We start from the raw sequence: 16,610 nt of genomic DNA, 5'->3' as shown, positions 1-16,610 counted from the left end.
CGGTAGACAGCTCCGGTGACCGACATCGCCGACCGGCTGCGCCCCGCCACGCCCGAGGAGTGGCCGTCGTTCAGCCGTGCCTTCTTCACCGTCTTCGCCGAGGAGCCGCCGGCGTCCTTCGTCGACGCGGTCCCCGCGCACGCCGAGCTGGACCGCTCGCTCGGGCTGTGGGAGGGCGACCGCGTGGTCGCGACGTCCGGCGTCTACAGCCGGGAGCTCACCGTGCCGGGCGGCGTCGTCCCCTGCGCGGGGGTGACGTGGGTGAGCGTCGCGCCCAGCCACCGCCGCCGCGGCGTGCTGACCGCCCTGATGCGCCGCCAGCTCACCGACCTGCACGAGCAGGGCCGCGAGCCGGTCGCGGCCCTGTGGGCCTCGGAGTCCTCGATCTACGGCCGCTTCGGCTACGCACCGGCCACCGAGCGCGGCAACCTCTCCGGGGACGTCGCCCGGCTGGTGCTGCGGCCGGACGTCGACCTCGGCGAGGGGACGGTCGAGCAGGTCGGGGTCGAGGAGTACCGGGCGGCCGCCGTGGGCCTGCACGACCGGGTGCGCCGGTTCGTGCCCGGCAACCTCGCCCGCGACGTCCGCTGGTGGGACCGCGGCCTGCTCGACGACCCCGCCCAGCGCCACGGCGCGTCCGAACGGCGCTTCGTGCGGCACGTCGAGCCCGACGGCGCAGGAACCGGCTACGCCGCCTACCGCGTCCGGCCGGCGTGGACCGACGACGGCCAGTCCGACGGCACCGTCGTCGTCGAGGAGGTGCGCGCCCTGACCACGCCTGCCTACGCGGCGCTGTGGCGGTTCCTGCTGTCGCTGGACCTCGTGCGCACGATGCGGGCGCCGAGCGCGTCGCCGGACGACCCGCTGCGCCACCTGCTGGCCGAGCCGCGGGCACTGCGCGCCCAGCCCTACGACGGGCTGTGGGTGCGCCTGGTCGACGTCGGCCGCGCACTGGCCGCCCGCCGCTACCCGGCGCCGGTCAACCTCGTGCTCGAGGTGCGCGACCGCTTCTGCCCGTGGAACGACGGCCGCTGGGCCCTGGTCGGCCACCCGGCCGGCGCCTTCTGCTCGGAGACCGACGCCGACCCCGACCTCGTGGTCGACGTCGAGGCACTGGGCGCGGCCTATCTCGGCGGCGTCTCGCTGGCGACGCTGCAGGCAGCCGGCCGGGTCACCGAGGTCAGCCCGGGCGCGGTCACCCAGGCCGGGACGGCGTTCCGCTGGCCGGTTCCCCCGTGGTGCCCGGACGAGTTCTAGACCGACTCCTCGCGGGTGGGGAGCCCGCCCGCCGGGCGGCGCCGGTCGCGTTCGTAGTCGGTGACGAGGCCGATCCGGCGCGCGTGCCGCTCGTCGCCGCTGAAGGGCGTGGCCAGGAAGTGCAGCACCAGCTCGGTGGCCTCCTCGACGCTGTGCTGGCGGGCACCGATCGAGACGACGTTGGCGTCGTTGTGCTGCCGGGCGAGCTCGGCGGTCGAGCGGTTCCAGACCAGCGCGGCGCGCACCCCGGGCACCTTGTTGGCCGCGATCTGCTCGCCGTTGCCGGAGCCGCCGATGACCACGCCGAGGCTGCCCGGCTCGGTCACGGTCCGCTCGCCGACCTCGAAGCAGAACGGCGGGTAGTCGTCCTCGGCGTCGTACTCGAACGCCCCGCAGTCGACGGGCTCGTGGCCGGCGTCGGCCAGCGCCTGCTTGAGGTGCTCCTTGAACTCCAGGCCGGCGTGGTCGGTCCCGACGAAGACGCGCATGGCGGGGAGTCTGTCAGGCTGCCGCAGTGGCGGTGCTGGGTGTCGACGGCTGGCGCGGCGCCTGGGTCGGTGCCCGGCTGGACGGGCGGACCGTCGAGCTGCTGGCCCTCCCCGACGCCGCCGCCGTCCTGGCGGTGCCGGACGTCGAGGTGGTGGGCATCGACATGCCCATCGGGCTGTCGGACGACGGCGTGCGGGCCTGTGACGTGGAGGCGCGGAGGCGACTGGGCCGCGCGGGCAGCTCGGTCTTCCCGGCGCCGGTGCGGGCCGTCCTCCGCGCACGCGACTACGCCGAGGCGCGGCAGCTGTCAGTCCGCGCGACGGGCGGCCGTTCCCTGTCGGCGCAGTCCTTCCAGCTGGTCGCGGCGATCCGCGCCCTCGACGACGCGCTGGACGGCTCACCCGCCGGGCCGGTCGTCGAGGTGCACCCCGAACTGGCGTTCCGCGCGCTGGACGAGCGGGTGTGCGACCCCAAGTCGAGCGCGCGCGGGCAGGGACAGCGGATCCGCGCACTGGAGTCGGTGATGGACGTCCTCGACGCGCTCGCCGGGGCCCCACCGCGGGTGCCGGCGGTCGACGCGCTCGACGCGTGCGCCGCCGCCTGGTCGGCACGTCGGATCGCCGACGGCACCGCCGAGTGCGTGGGGGACGGCGCGATCGACGCCCGCGGCCGGCCGATGCGGATCTGCTGGTGAGGTGCTGCGACGGCCACGCTTCAGGGCCCCGTGCCGAGCGTGCGAGCGTGGGGGGAAGGGTGGTCCTTCAGGTGACCCGGCGGACGACGGGCAGTGGCAGCACCCGCAGCAGCCCGGCGATCGGGCGCCACGGCCAGGCCGGCACGTGGGCGCGCACCGGCTCCCGCTCGATCGCCGCGGTCAGCGCGTCGACGCCGGTGTCGAGGTCGACGGTGAACGGGCCGCGGCGGCCGACGTTGATGTCGGTGGCGATGTAGCCGGGCAGGATCGTCGAGACCGCGATCGGCGTGCCATACACGTCGGAGCGGATGCCCTCGGCGAGGGAGTTGAGCGCGGCCTTGCTGGCGCCGTACGCGGTGCGGGTGCCGCGCATCCCGCGGATCGAGGCGACCGACGAGATGAGCACCAGGTGCCCGGCGCCCTGGGCGCGGAAGAGCTCCATCGCGGCCTCGCACTGCGCGTGCGAGCCGAGGACGTTGGTGTGCAGGACGGCGCGGTTGGCGGCCGCGTGCCCGGTGCCGACCGACCCGCCCCTGCCGATGCCGGCGTTGACGACCACGCGGTCGAGGCCGCCGAGCCGCTCGGCCAGCTGCGGCACCACGGTGGCGACCGACGCCGCGTCGTCGACGTCCATCGCCGCGACCTCGACCCGGATGCCGGGGTGCGCGGCGCCCAGCTCCTGCTGCAGGGCCTCGAGGCGGTCGGCGCGGCGGGCGGCGAGCGCGAGGTCGCGGCCCATCGCGGCGAAGCGGCGGGCCATGCCCTCGCCGAGGCCGGAGCTGGCCCCGGAGACCAGGATGCGCTGGCGGAGGGGGTGCGGCACCCGCTGAGGATGCCGCACCCCGGCCCCGCTGCAGGGGCCCGCCCCCGGCCACGTCCCGAGGCTCAGGCCGAGCTCGCGAGGCGTGAGGAGGACGGGGTCCTTCTTCAGCGGCGGGTGATCTCCAGCGCGTCGGCCGGCACGGAGACCATGTCGGGGCCGGAGAGCCGGGTCCGCTTCAGCTCCCAGAACTCGGGCAGGTTGGCCAGCAGGACGGCGCCGTCGAAGGCCTTGCCGGCGTCCTCACCGGTGGGCACCTTGCTGATGACCGGGCCGAAGAACGCCACGCCGTCGATGTGCACGACCGGGGTGCCGACGTCGTCGCCGACCGGGTCCATGCCCGCGTGGTGGCTCTTCTCGAGGGCCTCGTCGTACTCGGTGGAGGTGGCGGCCTCGGCCAGCGATGCGGGCAGGCCGACCCGCTCCAGCGCGGGGGCGATCAGCTCGTCGAGCTCGACGTCCTCGTGGTGGCGGAGCGTCCCCATGGCCGTGTAGAGGTCGCCGAGGACCTCGTCGCCGTGCTGCTGCGCCGCGGCGATCGCGACCCGGACCGGGCCGATCGCCTTCTCCATCATCTCCTGGTACTCCTCCGGCAGGTCCCGCCCGCGGTTGAGCACCGCCAGGGACATGACGTGCCAGTGCAGGTCGATGTCACGGACCTTCGCCGCCTCCAGCACCCAGCGGCTGGTCAGCCACGCCCACGGGCACAGCGGGTCGAACCAGAAGTCCACGCGGGCCTTCACCGGCGCGCTCTGCACTGCCTCGGTCATGCGTTCTGCTCCTCGCGTCGTCGCTGCCCGGTGACGGGCACGCCGGGGTCGTCTCTGCCGTGCCAAGCCGGCGCGGGTGGCCGTTGTTCCCGTGCCCGCCCGGGCGGGGTCCCGGTCAGGCCGGGGCGTGTCGGGGGGCCGTGGGAAGCTCCCCTGCGTGGCCGTACCCAACCTGACCCGCGATGACGCCGCCGCCCGCGCCCGACTGCTGTCGGTCGACAGCTACGACGTCCAGTTCGACCTGACCGACGGCGCCGGGCACGCCGGCGAGCACACCTTCGGGTCGACGACGACCGTGCGGTTCTCCTGCCGCGAGCCCGGCGCCGGCACCTTCGTCGACCTGGTGGCCGAGACCGTCCGGTCGGCCACGCTGAACGGCGAGCCGCTCGACGTCTCCACCTACACCGAGGAGGGCGGCCTGCCACTGCCCGGCCTGGCCGCGCAGAACACCCTCGTCGTCGAGGCCGACTGCCGGTACTCCAACTCCGGCGAGGGCCTGCACCGCTTCGTCGACCCCGAGGACGGGCAGGTCTACCTCTACACGCACTTCGAGCCGGCCGAGGCCAAGCGGGTCTTCACCTGCTTCGACCAGCCGGACCTGAAGGCCACCTACACGGTGCACGTGACCGCGCCGTTCGACTGGCAGGTCGTCTCCAACACCGGCGAGCGCACCGTCGAGGCCGGTCCCGCGGGCTCCCAGCTGGTGCACTTCGCGCCGACGGAGCGGCTGTCGACCTACCTGCTCGCGCTGATCGCCGGCCCCTACGCGAGGGTGACCGACTCCCACGGGGGCATCCCGCTGGGGCTGTACTGCCGCGCCTCGCTGGCCCAGTACCTCGACCCCGAGGAGCTGTTCCGGGTCACCAAGCAGGGCTTCGACTTCTACCACCGGGTCTTCGACTACCCGTACCCGTTCGACAAGTACGACCAGCTGTTCGTGCCGGAGTTCAACGCCGGCGCGATGGAGAACGCCGGCGCCGTGACGATCCTGGAGGACTACGTCTTCCGGTCCAGGGCCACCCGGGCCCGCTACGAGCGGCGCGCCGAGACGCTGCTGCACGAGCTGGCGCACATGTGGTTCGGCGACCTGGTGACCATGCGCTGGTGGGACGACCTGTGGCTCAACGAGTCCTTCGCCACCTACATCTCCACGCTGTGCCAGGCCGAGGCCACCGAGTACACGACCGCGTGGACGACGTTCGCCAACACCGAGAAGGCGTGGGCCTACGCGCAGGACCAGCTGCCCTCGACCCACCCGATCGCCGCCGACATGGTCGACGTCGCCGCGGTCGAGGTGAACTTCGACGGCATCACCTACGCCAAGGGCGCCTCGGTGCTCAAGCAGCTGGTGGCCTACGTCGGCCGCGACGAGTTCCTGGCCGGCATCCGCCGCTACTTCCGCAAGCACGCCTTCGGCAACACCACCCTGGCCGACCTGCTCGACCCGCTGTCGGAGGCCACCGGCCGCGACCTGTCGGAGTGGTCCCGGCAGTGGCTGGAGACCAGCCAGGTCAACACGTTGCGGCCGGTCCTCGAGCTGAGCGACGACGGCCGGTACGCCCGCGTCGCGATCCAGCAGACGGCGGTGCCCGAGCACCCGGTGCTGCGCCGGCACCGGCTGGCCGTGGGCCTCTACGACAGGGGTCCCGAGGGGCTGACCCGGCGCACCCGGGTCGAGCTGGACGTCGAGGGCGAGCTGACCGAGGTGGCCGAGCTCGCCGGCCACCCCGTGGCGGACCTGGTGCTCGTCAACGACGACGACCTGACCTACGCCAAGCTGCGGCTCGACGAACGGTCGCTGACCACCCTGCAGGAGGCGATCGGCACCATCCCCGACCCGCTGCCGCGCGCGCTGTGCTGGTCGGCGGCCTGGGACATGACCCGGGACGCCGAGCTGCCGGCCCGCGACTGGGTCGCGCTGGTGCTGGCCGGGGTGGACGCCGAGACCGAGATCAGCGTCGTCCAGTCACTGCTGGCCCGGGTGCAGTCGGCGCTGGCCAACTACGCCGACCCGCGCTGGGCCGAGACCGGCTGGCAGGCGCTGGCCGACAAGGCGCTGGCTGCCCTGGAGGCCGCGGCGCCCGGCAGCGACACCCAGCTGCAGTGGTCGCGCACCTTCGCCGGCGCCGCCCGCACCGAGGAGCACGCCGCCGTGCTGCGCGGTCTGCTCGACGGCTCGCGCGTCGTCGAGGGGCTGCCGGTGGACGCCGATGCCCGGTGGGCCTTCCTGCACGGGCTGGTCGCGATCGGCGCGGCCGGGGACGCCGAGATCGCCGCCGAGGAGGCGCGCGACGCCACGGCGACCGGGCAGCGGCGGGCCGCGACCGCGCGGGCGCTCCGGCCGACGCCGGAGGCCAAGGAGGAGACCTGGACCCGGGCCTTCACCGACGACACCATCCCCAACGCGGTGCACGAGGCGATGCTGCAGGGCTTCTGGCACCCGGCCCAGCGCGAGCTCACGGCCGGCTACGTCGACCGGTACTTCGCCGACATCCGCCCGCTGTGGGACCGCCGTCCCGGCGAGATCGCCAAGAACGCGGTGCAGTACCTGTTCCCGCCGGTGGTCGAGCTGCGCACGGTCCGGGCTGCCGACGAGTGGCTGGCCGGGGACGAGCACCCCGCGCCCCTGCGCCGGCTCATCGCGGAGGGCCGGGACGGGATCGCGCGGTCGCTGCGGGCCCGGGAGCGGGACGCCGCCGAACGCTGAAGCCCTGCCGGCCCACCGGCCGACGTGAGAGGCCCAGGACCCCTACGGGTCCTGGGCCTCTCACGTCGGGCCACGGGCCCCCTGCAGGGTCCCGCCGCCGGCCCCGTCCCGAGGCTCGCGCCGAGCTCGCGAGGCGTCAGGAGGACGGGGTCCTTCCCTGGCGGAGGGCGGGGGCCTTCCTCAGTGCGTGCGCAACCCGCGCGGGTGGCCCGCCTGGTCGGACAGCTGGCGCAGGCCGTTGACGATGCCGCCCACGAGGTCGCCGGAGGCGAAGGCGTTGGTCATCGACAGCACGGCCAGCGCGCAGGCACGGTCGGGCAGCCGGCGCGCCGCCGCGGCGCCGGTGACGACCTCGACGACCCGCTGGCCGGGCGAGATGGCGAGCAGCACCGACTCCGGCAGGTCGCGCCCGGAGTGCTCGAAGAGCTCCTCGGCGCGGGCCCGGGTCTGCTGCCCGAGGTCACCGATGTAGAGGGTGAAGCGCAGGCCGGTCTCCCGGGAGGACATGGTCAGCGCCTCGTCGATGCGCAGCAGCTCGCGGTAGCTGAAGACCGAGTCGGGCGCCTCGGCCTCGTCGGTGCGCGTCGCCATGGTGCCGGCGGACGTCGCGGTGTCGTGCGACGTCCCTTCGAGAACGCGGGTCATCTCCGGCCTCCGTGGGGGGTCTCAGGGGTGCTGCGGTGGACGCTCACGCCGGTCACCAGGTGCCGCGCGCGCCGCCGAAGGGCCGTGCGGCGGCCGCGGCGGAAGGTCCGGCGGCCAGGGCGCGCACGCCGGTGGCGCCGTGCGAGTCGCCCCCGCCGTGGGCGCCGGACTGACCGGGAGCACCCGGGCCGTGCTGCTCCGGGTACATGGAGGAGCCGAGCGCGGTCGTCCCGTCACCGGGGACTCCGGCCGGGCCGTGCGCCTCGGTGGGGCCGTGGCCCCCGCCGCCGACCGGGTGCGGCTCGTACCAGACCGGCTCGTGCTCCCACGGCTGACCGGGCTTGTAGCGCGCCTTCTTGCGCCGCCCGGGGACGAGGGTGAGGAGGGCCAGGACGGCCACCACGGCCAGCGGGATCCCCGCGTAGACGAGGATGGTCTCGACGACGGTCACGCCCCTCAACCTACCGGCAGTCGCCCCCGTCCTCCTGATCAGTCCCAGCCCGGCGGGTGGCGGTGCGCCCAGGGGCGGGCGGCTTCCAGCTGGGCGGCCAGCGCGAGCAGCGTGACCTCGTCGGCCGGGCGCCCGACGAGCATCGTCCCGACCGGCAGCCCGTCGTCGGTCCAGTGCAGCGGCACGCTGACCGCGGGCTGTCCGGTGACGTTGAAGACGGCGGTGAAGGCGGCGTAGCGCTTCTGCCGCTCGAAGTCCGCGGCGCCGTCCCCGTCGGCGTCGAACCAGCCCAGCGGCCGCGGCGTCATCGTGGTGACCGGCGCGAGCAGCACGTCGTAGCGATCGGTCGCGGTGGCGAAGCGGCGGGCGAACAGCCGCAGCGCGGTGAGCGCCTCCATGGCCTGCTGCGCCGACAGCGCCAGGCCGCGGCCCCGCAGCTCCCGGGTGAGCGGCCGCAGCTCGCCCTCCCGCTCCGGCGGCACCGGCAGCAGCGTCCCCGACAGGCTCCACACCCGCTCGAAGGCGGCCAGGACGTCGGGACCGAGCAGCCCGGGTGGCACGTCCTCCACCTCGTGGCCGAGCTCCTCGAGCAGGCGGGCGGCGTCGTCGAACGCCGTCTGCACCTCGGGCTCCAGACCGGCGTCGGCCATGGGGGACTCCAGGTACCGGCCGATCCGCAGCCTGCCCGGCGGACGGTCGGCCGCGCCGAGGAAGGTCTCCCCCGGCGGCAGCGGAGGCGCCCAGGCCGGATCGCCGGTCACCGGCCCGGCCATCGCGTCGAGCATCGCCGCGGCGTCGCGGACGGTGCGCGCCAGCGGGCCGTTGGTGCCCAGCCCGGTGACGTCACCGCCGAAGGGCGCGTTGCTCACCCGGCCCCGGCTGGGCTTGAGCCCGACCAGGCCGTTGATGCTCGCCGGGATGCGGATCGACCCGCCGCCGTCACTGCCCTGCGCGAACGGCAGCATCCCGGCGGCGACCGCGACCGCCGCTCCCCCGCTGGAGCCGCCGGCCAGCCGGGTGGGATCCCACGGGCAGCGGGCCGGGCCGACCAGGAGGTTGTCGGTGTAGCAGGGGAAGCCGAACTCGGGGGTGTTGGTCTTGCCGAGGCTGATCGTCCCGGCGTCGGCCAGCCGGGTCACCACCGCGTCGTCGACGGTGGGCACGTTGTCGGCGAGCACCGTGCTGCCGAACGTCGTCCGGACGCCGGCGGTGTTGTTGAGGTCCTTGATCGCCGTCGGGACGCCGAGCAGCGGCGGCAGCTCGCCCCCTGCGCGGACCCGCCGCTCGGCGCGGCGGGCCGCGGCCAGGGCGCGCTCGGGGGTCAGGGTGATGAAGGCGCCGAGGCCGGCGTCGAGGGCCTCCACCCGGCGCAGCGCGTGCTCCACCAGCTCGACCGGGCGGACCTCCCCGGCCCGGACGGCGGCGGCCTGCTCGAGCGCGGTCAGGTCGTGGAGGTGCGTCCCCGGGGTCACGGCTGGCGACCGTAGCCGGGTAGACACAGCAGCGTGGACCTGACCCGGGCCGCCGCCGAGGCCCTCGATGCCGCCGACCCCCTGGCCGGCTTCCGCGCGCGGTTCGCCGGCGCCGGGGAGGACGGGCTGCTCTACCTGGACGGCAACTCGCTGGGCCGGATGCCGGTGGAGACGCCGGCGGCGCTCGCGCGGGTGGTGGAGGAGGAGTGGGCGCGGGGGCTGGTGCGCTCCTGGTCCTCGTGGATCGGCGCCGCCACCCGGGTCGGCGACCTGCTCGCCGACGGCGTGCTCGGTGCGCGGCCCGGGGAGGTCCTGGTCGGCGACTCGACGACGGTCGACCTCTACAAGCTGCTGGTGGCCGCCGCCGACGCCCGGCCGGGCCGCGACGTGCTGGTCTGCTGCGCCGACGACTTCCCCACCGACCGCTACGTGGTCGCGGGGGTGGCACGGGCCCGCGGGATGACGGTGCGCGAGGTACCGGCCGACGTCGACGAGGGCCTGGACCCGGCGGTGCTGGCCGCGGCGCTGGACGAGCGGGTCGCCGTCGTCGTGCTGTCGGCGGTCGCCTACCGCTCCGGGGCGCTCGCCGACGTCGCCGCCGTCACGCGGACGGCGCGGGAGACCGGGGCGCTCGTGCTGTGGGACCTCTCGCACGCCGCGGGCGCGGTGCCGGTGGACCTCGCGGCGAACGGGGCCGACCTGGCCGTCGGGTGCACGTACAAGTACCTGAACGGTGGTCCGGACGCGCCGGCCTTCCTCTACGTGCGCCGGGAGCTCCAGGAGCAGCTGCGGCAGCCGATCTGGGGCTGGTTCGGCCAGCGCGACCAGTTCGCCATGGGCCCGGCCTACGACCCCGTCCCGGGGATCGAGCGCTTCGGCGTCGGGACGCCGCCGGTGCTCGCCACGGCGGCGGTGGAGGTCGGCGCCCGGCTGGTGGCCGAGGCAGGCGTCGACCGGCTGGCGGCGAAGGGACGGGCGCTCGGCGAGCTCGTCGTCGCCCTCGCCGACGCCTGGCTGGCGCCGCACGGGGTGGTGCTGGCCTCCCCCCGCGACCCGGCCCGCCGCGGCTCGCACGTGACCCTCGCCCATCCCGACGCCTGGCGGCTCACCCAGGCGCTGGTCGACCGCGGCGTGGTCCCCGACTTCCGGACACCGGACCGGATCCGCCTCGGCCCGGCGCCGCTCTACACCCGCTTCGTCGACGTCTGGGACGCGCTGGACTGCGTCCGCGAGGTGCTGGTGAGCAGGGCACACGAGCGGTACCCCACCGTGCGCGCCCGGGTCACCTAGGGCGCCGCCCCGTCCCGGAGCCCGCCCCGAGCCTGCGAGGGGGGGAGGACGGGGTCCTTCGTCAGGACTCCGCGAAGACGACCAGGTTCTCGGTCGGGGCGCGGTTCCCGCCGCGCTGGGAGCAGGTGATGAGCACCAGCCGTCCGGGCGAGGCCTCCCACACCTCGGTCGCGCCGGGCAGCTCGCCCTTCGCGTACCGCCGGGTGCGCTCGACGGTGTAGCCGACCGTGCCCCGCGGGGTGCTCACCTCGATGACGTCACCGGCCTCGAGGGTGCTGCCCCCGCCGTCGGACCCCATCAGCGGGTCGAAGCCGTACTCGCCGGTGCCCGTCGAGTGGGCGGCCAGGTACAGCGTGTTGTCCGCCTCCTCGGCAGAGCCCACCGGGTCGCCGTAGGGCTCGATCCAGTAGGCGGCGGTGAGCGTCGGCGGGTTGATCGTCCCGTCGCGCGGGGTCAGCGGCAGCACCGGCAGGTCCAGGTCCAGCGCGGGGACCGAGACGTGCACGGCCGAGGAGGGCGTGGGCAGCGCCGCCACGGCCGGCAGCGTGGGCTGCGGTTCCTCGGCGAGGGGCGGGGCCGCGGTGGCCGCGGGCACCGGGTCGGCCGACGCCGTCCGCACGGCCGACTGCTCGCCGCCGGCCAGGCCGACCACGAGCACCGCGCCCCCGGCGCAGCCGAGGGCGACGACCGCCGCGACGGCGGCGCGCCGCCCGGGCCGGGTCAGGATCCGCACCCGGCTGCCGGACGGCGGCGGCTGCGGGCGACGGCGACGCCGCCCACGCCCGAGAGGAGCAGCAGCCCCGCGCCGACGGCGACCGTTCCCGAGCCGCCGGATGACGTCCCGACCGCAGGGGCCGCCACCACGCCGGTGTTGGAGCGCAGCCCGGGGTTCAGGACCGGAGCCGCGGTCACCGGAGCCACCGCCTCGGGGGCAGGCGGCGGAGCGACGGGCGCCGCGGCGACCTCCAGGACCAGCACCGTGACCGAGGCGCTGCCGGTGTCCGGGTCCACCTCGGTGAGACCCAGCACGTAGGAGCCCGCCGCCGTGTCGGCGGGCACGGTGACCGTCGCCCGGTACGGCTCCGCCGAGTCGACCGGCAGGCTCCGGACCTCGGTCGGCTCGAGCACGCCTCCGAGCGGCTCCGCTGCCCCCACCGGGGCGGGGACGGCCGAGGCGGTGAAGGCGGGAGCCGCGCCGGTCGGCGCGCTCCCGGCCGCGAGGCCGGCGAGCTCCGGGACCTCGGTGTACGCCGCCGCCGCGGCCAGCACCGCGGTGCTCTCGTCGGTGTCGGCCGGCTCGTCGCTCCAGCTCTCCTCGTCGATCGACTCCAGCCCCGCCTGGAGGCCGGTCAGCGTGCCGAGGCCCAGGGCGCGCAGCCGGGACCGCTCCGGCACGGTCAGTTCCAGGGTGTCGCCCGCGGTCACCTCGTACCCGCTGCAGTCGTCGGCGGTGTTCAGCGGGCAGGACGGGGAGGACAGGGCGAGCACCTGCGGGGCGAGGGTGCGGCTCGCGTCGGCGTCGGCGTCGAGTCGGAGGAGGTAGGAGACCGGCAGGACCTCGATGCCGGTGGCCTCCTCTGCCACGACGTCCTCCACGGTGAGGACGGCGACCTCCCCACCGGCACCGTCGTCCGCGGGCATGGCGATGTCGTACGCGCCGTCGCCGAGCGGCGTCACGGCCAGCGGGTCGGGAGCCGCCGGGTCGGTGGTCGCCGGGTCGCTGGAGTACGTGACCAGCGGCGCGGGGTCCTCCTCGTGCCCGATCTCCAGCGTGACCAGCGGAGCGGTCCCGGCGTCGAGCGGCTCGGGCAGCTCGACCGTCACCGACCCCTCCCACTGCACCGTCACCGCCGACGGCACCCAGTCCTCGGCCGGCGCCTCCTCCAGGCCCTCGAGGTTCTCGGTCGGCAGGAGGAGGACCATGACGTCCGGCGGGTCGAGGGGCACGGTCAGGACCGGAGCCGCGATCGGAGCCGCGATCGCGGCCGGCGCACCCGTCAGCAGGAGCGCTCCCGCCGCAGCGGCGACCACGGTGCCGCGGACAGGACGGACGCGGGAGTTCTGGAACGGGGGCATCGCGGCGGAGTGCCTCTCTCGGCGGGGCGCCTCGGCTGCGCCGTCGTCGGTAACCCTGAGCGATCGGGAGGACACCGGACCTTGCGACACGCGGGAACCGGACGGGGCTCAGGTCGGGTCGGGGGCACCGATCGGGTTGCGCTCGGGCCAGGTGCCCGCGGCGACGACGGCCCGGCGGACCGGTGTCAGCAGCTCCGCCAGCCGGTCGCAGCGCACGTCGCCGAGCGCCTGCCACGGCCCCAGCGCCAGCCGGTCGGTGTCGGCCTCCACCGCGGCGACGATCGCGGCTCCCTCCACGGTGAGCTCCCCGCCGGCCAGCCAGCCGCGGGCGGCGAGCTCGTCGGCCGCGACGTGCCACGCGACGTCGTCCCACCCGCGGGCGCGCATCAGCCACTCCCGCGTCGTCCGGCCGGCCGCGGCGGCCAGCACGTGCGCGCCGACGCCGGAGATCCCCCGTTGCAGCAGTGCGGCGTCGTGCCCGTCGCCGCGGTGCTCCCGCAACGTGGTCAGCGACTGCCAGACGGCCAGGTGCGGCTCCGCCGGCACGGGCAGCCCGGCGTTGGCCGCCGCCAGTGGCCGGCCGGGCGTGTCCACCTCTGCCGCTGCCGCGGTGAGCAGCCCGGCGGTCTCCGCCGCCGCGGCCGAGACCGGCCACTCCTCCCCCAGCACCCGGCGCACCGCGGCGTCGATCCCGGCCAGCCGCGCGTCCAGCACCGAGGCCGGGTCGGCCACCTGCCACACCCCGGGCACGCGGCGAGCCACGAAGTCCGGCGCGAAGTTGTAGAAGGTCGCGGTCACCACCTCGGCCCCCACGGGGCCCAGCGGCGCGGCGCGCATGGCGAAGTAGGTGCTCCAGAAGCCGCGCAGCCCGGTCGCCTCGGCCGCCGACCGGCACTCGTCGGCGAAGTAAGTGAGCGCGTGGTACGGCTCCCCCAGCGCCCACAGCCGCCGCGCCGTCGCCGGTGAGCTCACCGGAACGGCCCCGCTGCGGGGCCCCGCCGCGAGCCCGGTGACGTGCTGGAACGGCCACCCTGCAGGGTCCCGCGCCGAGCGCGCGAGGCGTGGGGGGGAGGGTGGTCCTTCCTCACGCCGACACGCTCTCCGGCATGCCGAGCCACTCCCGCCAGCGCGGGTCGACGCTGCGCGCACCGAGCAGCCGCCAGGCCGCGCCGCTCGGGGTCCGCGGCGGGTGCGGCAGCTTCCAGCCGAGCTCGGCCAGCGACCGGTCGGCCTTGGTGTGGTTGCAGCGCCGGCAGGCCGCGACGACGTTGTCCCAGGTGTGCGTGCCCCCGCGGCTGCGCGGGACGACGTGGTCGATGCTCGTGGCCGACCCACCGCAGTAGACGCAGGTCGAGGCGTCGCGGTGGAACACCGCGCGCCGCGACAGCGGCACCTGCGCCGGATACGGCACCCGCACGTAGCGGGTCAGGCGCGCCACCACCGGAACGGGCAGGACCACCGTCTCGGCGTGCACCTCCTCGGGCGCGCTGTGCACCGAGACCGCCTTCTCGGCGAGCACCAGCACGATGGCGCGGCGGCTGGAGACGACGCACAGCGGTTCGTAGGTGGCGTTGAGCAGCAGCGTCGCGGCGGCGGTGGCCCGCGCCGGGACAGGGCTCATCGGATGGGAGTGGTGGTCGCGCCGCGGACCTGGATGGCCTGCGGACGACCCGGACGCGGTACGCGGCACGGGGCACCTCCGGGCGCCCGGGGCCGCGCGCCGGGTGCAGTGCGACCCGTGGGCGCCCCCATTCTGACCTGGGGAGGCGCTCCCGCGCTCCCGGGATCCGTCCTGCGGGCCGGAGCGGCGTCCCGGCCGTCACTACCGTGGGCCGCGTGCGCTACCCCGAGGCCCCCCGGCTCGACCTCGTCGAGCACCTGCACGGACACGCCGTCGCCGACCCCTACCGCTGGCTCGAGGACCCCGCCGACCCCCGGACGGCGTCCTGGACCGCCGCCCAGGACGAGCTGACCGCCGGGGCGCTGGCCACCCTGCCGCTGCGCGACCGCTTCGCCGCGCGGCTGGCCGAGCTGGTGCACGCCGGCGCCGTCGGCGTCCCGGTCTGGCGGGCCGGCCGGGCCTTCTCCACCCGGCGCGACCCCGGCCAGGAGCACGCGGTGCTGCGGGTGCGCGAGCCCGACGGCAGCGAGCGGGTGCTCGTCGACCCGATGGCGGTCGACCCCTCGGGCACCACGACCCTCGACGCCTGGTCGCCGTCCTGGGAGGGCGACCGGCTTGCCTACCAGCTCTCCACCGGCGGCGACGAGGAGTCGCGGCTGCACGTGCTCGACGTCGCGACCGGGGAGCAGCTGGACGGGCCGATCGACCGCTGCCGCTACTCCCCCGTGGCCTGGCTGCCCGGCGGGGAGGAGCTCTTCTACGTCCGCCGCCTCGCGCCCGGCCTGGTGCCGGCCGGCGAGGAGCAGTTCCACCGGCGGGTCTGGCGCCACCGGGTGGGCGCCGACGCCGACGGCGACGTCCTCGTGCACGGCGAGGGCAGCGACCCGGCGACCTACTTCGGCGCCCGCACCAGCCGCGACGGCCGCTGGCTGGTCGTCTCCGCCTCGGTGGGGACCGCACCGCGGGACGACGTCTGGCTGGCCGACCTCGCCATGTCACCGGAGGGCGGGCCGGCGCACCTGCGGGAGCTGCAGGTCGGCGTCGACGCGCAGACCGCGGCGTGGGTGGCCCGCGACGGCCGGCTGTGGCTCATGAGCGACCGCGGCACGCCCCGCTGGCGGCTGGCCGTCGCCGACCCGGCGGACCCGGCCACGTGGGCCCCCGGCTCGTGGCAGGACGTCGTCCCGCAGCAGGAGGACGGCGTGCTGACCGACGTCGCCCTCGTCGACGGCCCCGACGGCGGGCTGCAGGTGCTCGCCGTGCACTCGGTGGACGCCACCGACCGCCTCTCGGTGTGGGCCGCCGACGGCTCCGGCCGGCGGGCCGAGGTGAGCGCCCTGCGCGCCGGCAGCGTGTCCGGCGTGAGCGCGCCCCCGGAGGGCGGCGGCACCGCGTGGGTCGGGTTCACCGACCACTCGACCCCGCCGTCGGTGCTGCGCTGGGACGCCGCCGACCCCGCCCGGCTGGAGGTCTGGGAGCAGGCGCCGGTCGCCGGCGACGTCCCCGACGTCCGCGTCGTGGAGACGCACGCGACCTCCGCGGACGGGACGCCGGTGCACCTGTTCGTGATCTCGCGGGCCGGGGCCCCGGACACCCCGCGCCCCACCGTGCTCTACGGCTACGGCGGCTTCAACGTCGCCCTCACCCCCGGGTACTCGGCGCAGGCCCTGGCCTGGGTCGAGGCCGGCGGAGTGTGGGCGGTGGCCAACCTGCGCGGCGGCTCCGAGCACGGCGAGGAGTGGCACCGCGCCGGCATGCGGGAGCGCAAGCAGAACGTCTTCGACGACTTCGCCGCCGCGGGCGAGCACCTGGTCGCCGCGGGGTGGACGACGCACGCGCAGCTGGCGGTGATGGGCGGCTCGAACGGTGGCCTGCTGGTCGGCGCGACCCTCACCCAGCGTCCGGACCTCGCGGCCGCCGTCGTCTGCAGCGCGCCGCTGCTGGACATGGTCCGCTACGAGCGCTTCGGCCTGGGCCGCACCTGGAACGACGAGTACGGCACCGCCGAGGACCCCACCGAGCTGGGCTGGCTGCTGGGCTACTCCCCGTACCACCGGGTGGTGGAGGGGACGGCCTACCCGGCCGTGCTGTTCACGACCTTCGAGTCCGACACGCGGGTCGACCCGCTGCACGCCCGCAAGCTGGCCGCGGCGCTGCAGCACGCGACGTCGTCGGACGCGCCCGTCCTGCTGCGGCGGGAGACCTCGGTCGGCCACGGCGCCCGGGCGGTCAGCCGGACCGTGGGGCTGGCCGCCGACCAGCTGGCCTTCCTCGCCGCGCACACCGGCCTGACCGGTTGATCCCCGGGCTGTGCGCGG

15 protein-coding genes are annotated in these 16,610 nt (G+C 76.0%); 5 read left to right on the top strand and 10 right to left on the bottom strand.

Going from position 1 to position 16,610, the window contains the following annotated elements:
• The first annotated feature begins 15 nt into the window (after positions 1–15).
• Positions 16–1,257: a GNAT family N-acetyltransferase gene (locus ACWIX3_RS11380; protein ID WP_448612181.1), complete on the top strand. Its 1,242-nt coding sequence runs from the start codon at positions 16–18 to the stop codon at positions 1,255–1,257.
• Here the strand turns inward: ACWIX3_RS11380 and ACWIX3_RS11375 are convergent.
• A complete protein-coding gene (locus ACWIX3_RS11375) occupies positions 1,254–1,745 on the bottom strand; it encodes a ribose-5-phosphate isomerase (RefSeq protein ID WP_448612180.1) in 492 nt (163 codons plus the stop codon). The genes ACWIX3_RS11380 and ACWIX3_RS11375 overlap by 4 nt on opposite strands.
• 26 nt (positions 1,746–1,771) lie before the next feature.
• Between ACWIX3_RS11375 and ACWIX3_RS11370 the strand changes: the two genes are divergently transcribed.
• Positions 1,772–2,440 (top strand): DUF429 domain-containing protein, encoded by a 669-nt coding sequence (locus tag ACWIX3_RS11370; protein ID WP_448612179.1) that lies wholly within the window; start codon positions 1,772–1,774, stop codon positions 2,438–2,440.
• Positions 2,441–2,507: 67 nt separating this feature from the next.
• On the opposite strand, the gene ACWIX3_RS11365 is transcribed toward ACWIX3_RS11370, so the two are convergent.
• Both ACWIX3_RS11365 and ACWIX3_RS11360 read right to left on the bottom strand, forming a co-directional pair.
• On the bottom strand, positions 2,508–3,263 hold the full coding sequence (locus tag ACWIX3_RS11365; protein ID WP_448612178.1) for an SDR family oxidoreductase: 756 nt from the start codon (positions 3,261–3,263) through the stop codon (positions 2,508–2,510).
• A gap of 104 nt (positions 3,264–3,367) precedes the next feature.
• Positions 3,368–4,030, bottom strand: a complete 663-nt coding sequence (locus ACWIX3_RS11360) for a mycothiol-dependent nitroreductase Rv2466c family protein (protein WP_448612177.1) — start codon at positions 4,028–4,030, stop codon at positions 3,368–3,370.
• A gap of 157 nt (positions 4,031–4,187) precedes the next feature.
• On the opposite strand from ACWIX3_RS11360, the gene pepN reads away from it, so the two are divergent.
• Positions 4,188–6,737 carry an aminopeptidase N gene (gene pepN / locus ACWIX3_RS11355; RefSeq protein WP_448612176.1) on the top strand — a complete coding sequence of 850 codons (2,550 nt, stop codon included), beginning with the start codon at positions 4,188–4,190 and terminating at the stop codon, positions 6,735–6,737.
• Positions 6,738–6,917: 180 nt separating this feature from the next.
• Here pepN and ACWIX3_RS11350 read toward each other — a convergent pair whose 3' ends face one another.
• Genes ACWIX3_RS11350 through ACWIX3_RS11340 form a run of 3 tightly spaced genes read right to left on the bottom strand, consistent with a single transcriptional unit; the run spans position 6,918 to position 9,305 of the window.
• A complete protein-coding gene (locus ACWIX3_RS11350) occupies positions 6,918–7,382 on the bottom strand; it encodes a DUF5130 family protein (RefSeq protein WP_448612175.1) in 465 nt (154 codons plus the stop codon).
• A gap of 52 nt (positions 7,383–7,434) precedes the next feature.
• A complete protein-coding gene (ctaJ, locus tag ACWIX3_RS11345) occupies positions 7,435–7,833 on the bottom strand; it encodes an aa3-type cytochrome oxidase subunit CtaJ (RefSeq protein WP_448612174.1) in 399 nt (132 codons plus the stop codon).
• A gap of 38 nt (positions 7,834–7,871) precedes the next feature.
• Positions 7,872–9,305: an amidase gene (locus ACWIX3_RS11340; RefSeq protein WP_448612173.1), complete on the bottom strand. Its 1,434-nt coding sequence runs from the start codon at positions 9,303–9,305 to the stop codon at positions 7,872–7,874.
• A 33-nt stretch (positions 9,306–9,338) separates the two neighbouring features.
• Here ACWIX3_RS11340 and kynU point away from each other — a divergent pair, with 33 nt between their 5' ends.
• On the top strand, positions 9,339–10,595 hold the full coding sequence (gene kynU / locus ACWIX3_RS11335; RefSeq protein ID WP_448612172.1) for a kynureninase: 1,257 nt from the start codon (positions 9,339–9,341) through the stop codon (positions 10,593–10,595).
• A gap of 61 nt (positions 10,596–10,656) precedes the next feature.
• Here the strand turns inward: kynU and ACWIX3_RS11330 are convergent, their stop codons facing one another.
• The 4 genes from ACWIX3_RS11330 to ACWIX3_RS11315 form a co-directional block, all read right to left on the bottom strand.
• On the bottom strand, positions 10,657–11,328 hold the full coding sequence (locus ACWIX3_RS11330; protein WP_448612171.1) for a class F sortase: 672 nt from the start codon (positions 11,326–11,328) through the stop codon (positions 10,657–10,659).
• Positions 11,316–12,671, bottom strand: a complete 1,356-nt coding sequence (locus tag ACWIX3_RS11325; protein ID WP_448612170.1) for a hypothetical protein — start codon at positions 12,669–12,671, stop codon at positions 11,316–11,318. Before ACWIX3_RS11325 ends, ACWIX3_RS11330 begins: the two co-directional genes overlap by 13 nt.
• A gap of 108 nt (positions 12,672–12,779) precedes the next feature.
• Positions 12,780–13,643 (bottom strand): SCO6745 family protein, encoded by an 864-nt coding sequence (locus tag ACWIX3_RS11320; RefSeq protein ID WP_448612169.1) that lies wholly within the window; start codon positions 13,641–13,643, stop codon positions 12,780–12,782.
• Positions 13,644–13,755: 112 nt separating this feature from the next.
• Entirely contained in the window at positions 13,756–14,292 is a 537-nt protein-coding gene (locus tag ACWIX3_RS11315) for an HNH endonuclease (RefSeq protein ID WP_448612168.1), read from the bottom strand.
• 215 nt (positions 14,293–14,507) lie between these two features.
• On the opposite strand from ACWIX3_RS11315, the gene ACWIX3_RS11310 reads away from it, so the two are divergent.
• On the top strand, positions 14,508–16,592 hold the full coding sequence (locus tag ACWIX3_RS11310; RefSeq protein ID WP_448612167.1) for a prolyl oligopeptidase family serine peptidase: 2,085 nt from the start codon (positions 14,508–14,510) through the stop codon (positions 16,590–16,592).
• Positions 16,593–16,610: the final 18 nt, after the last annotated feature.

This window comes from Geodermatophilus sp. URMC 60 (assembly GCF_053502585.1).
Note: the sequence above shows the minus strand (reverse complement) of the source record. Positions and strands in the feature narration are given on the sequence as shown.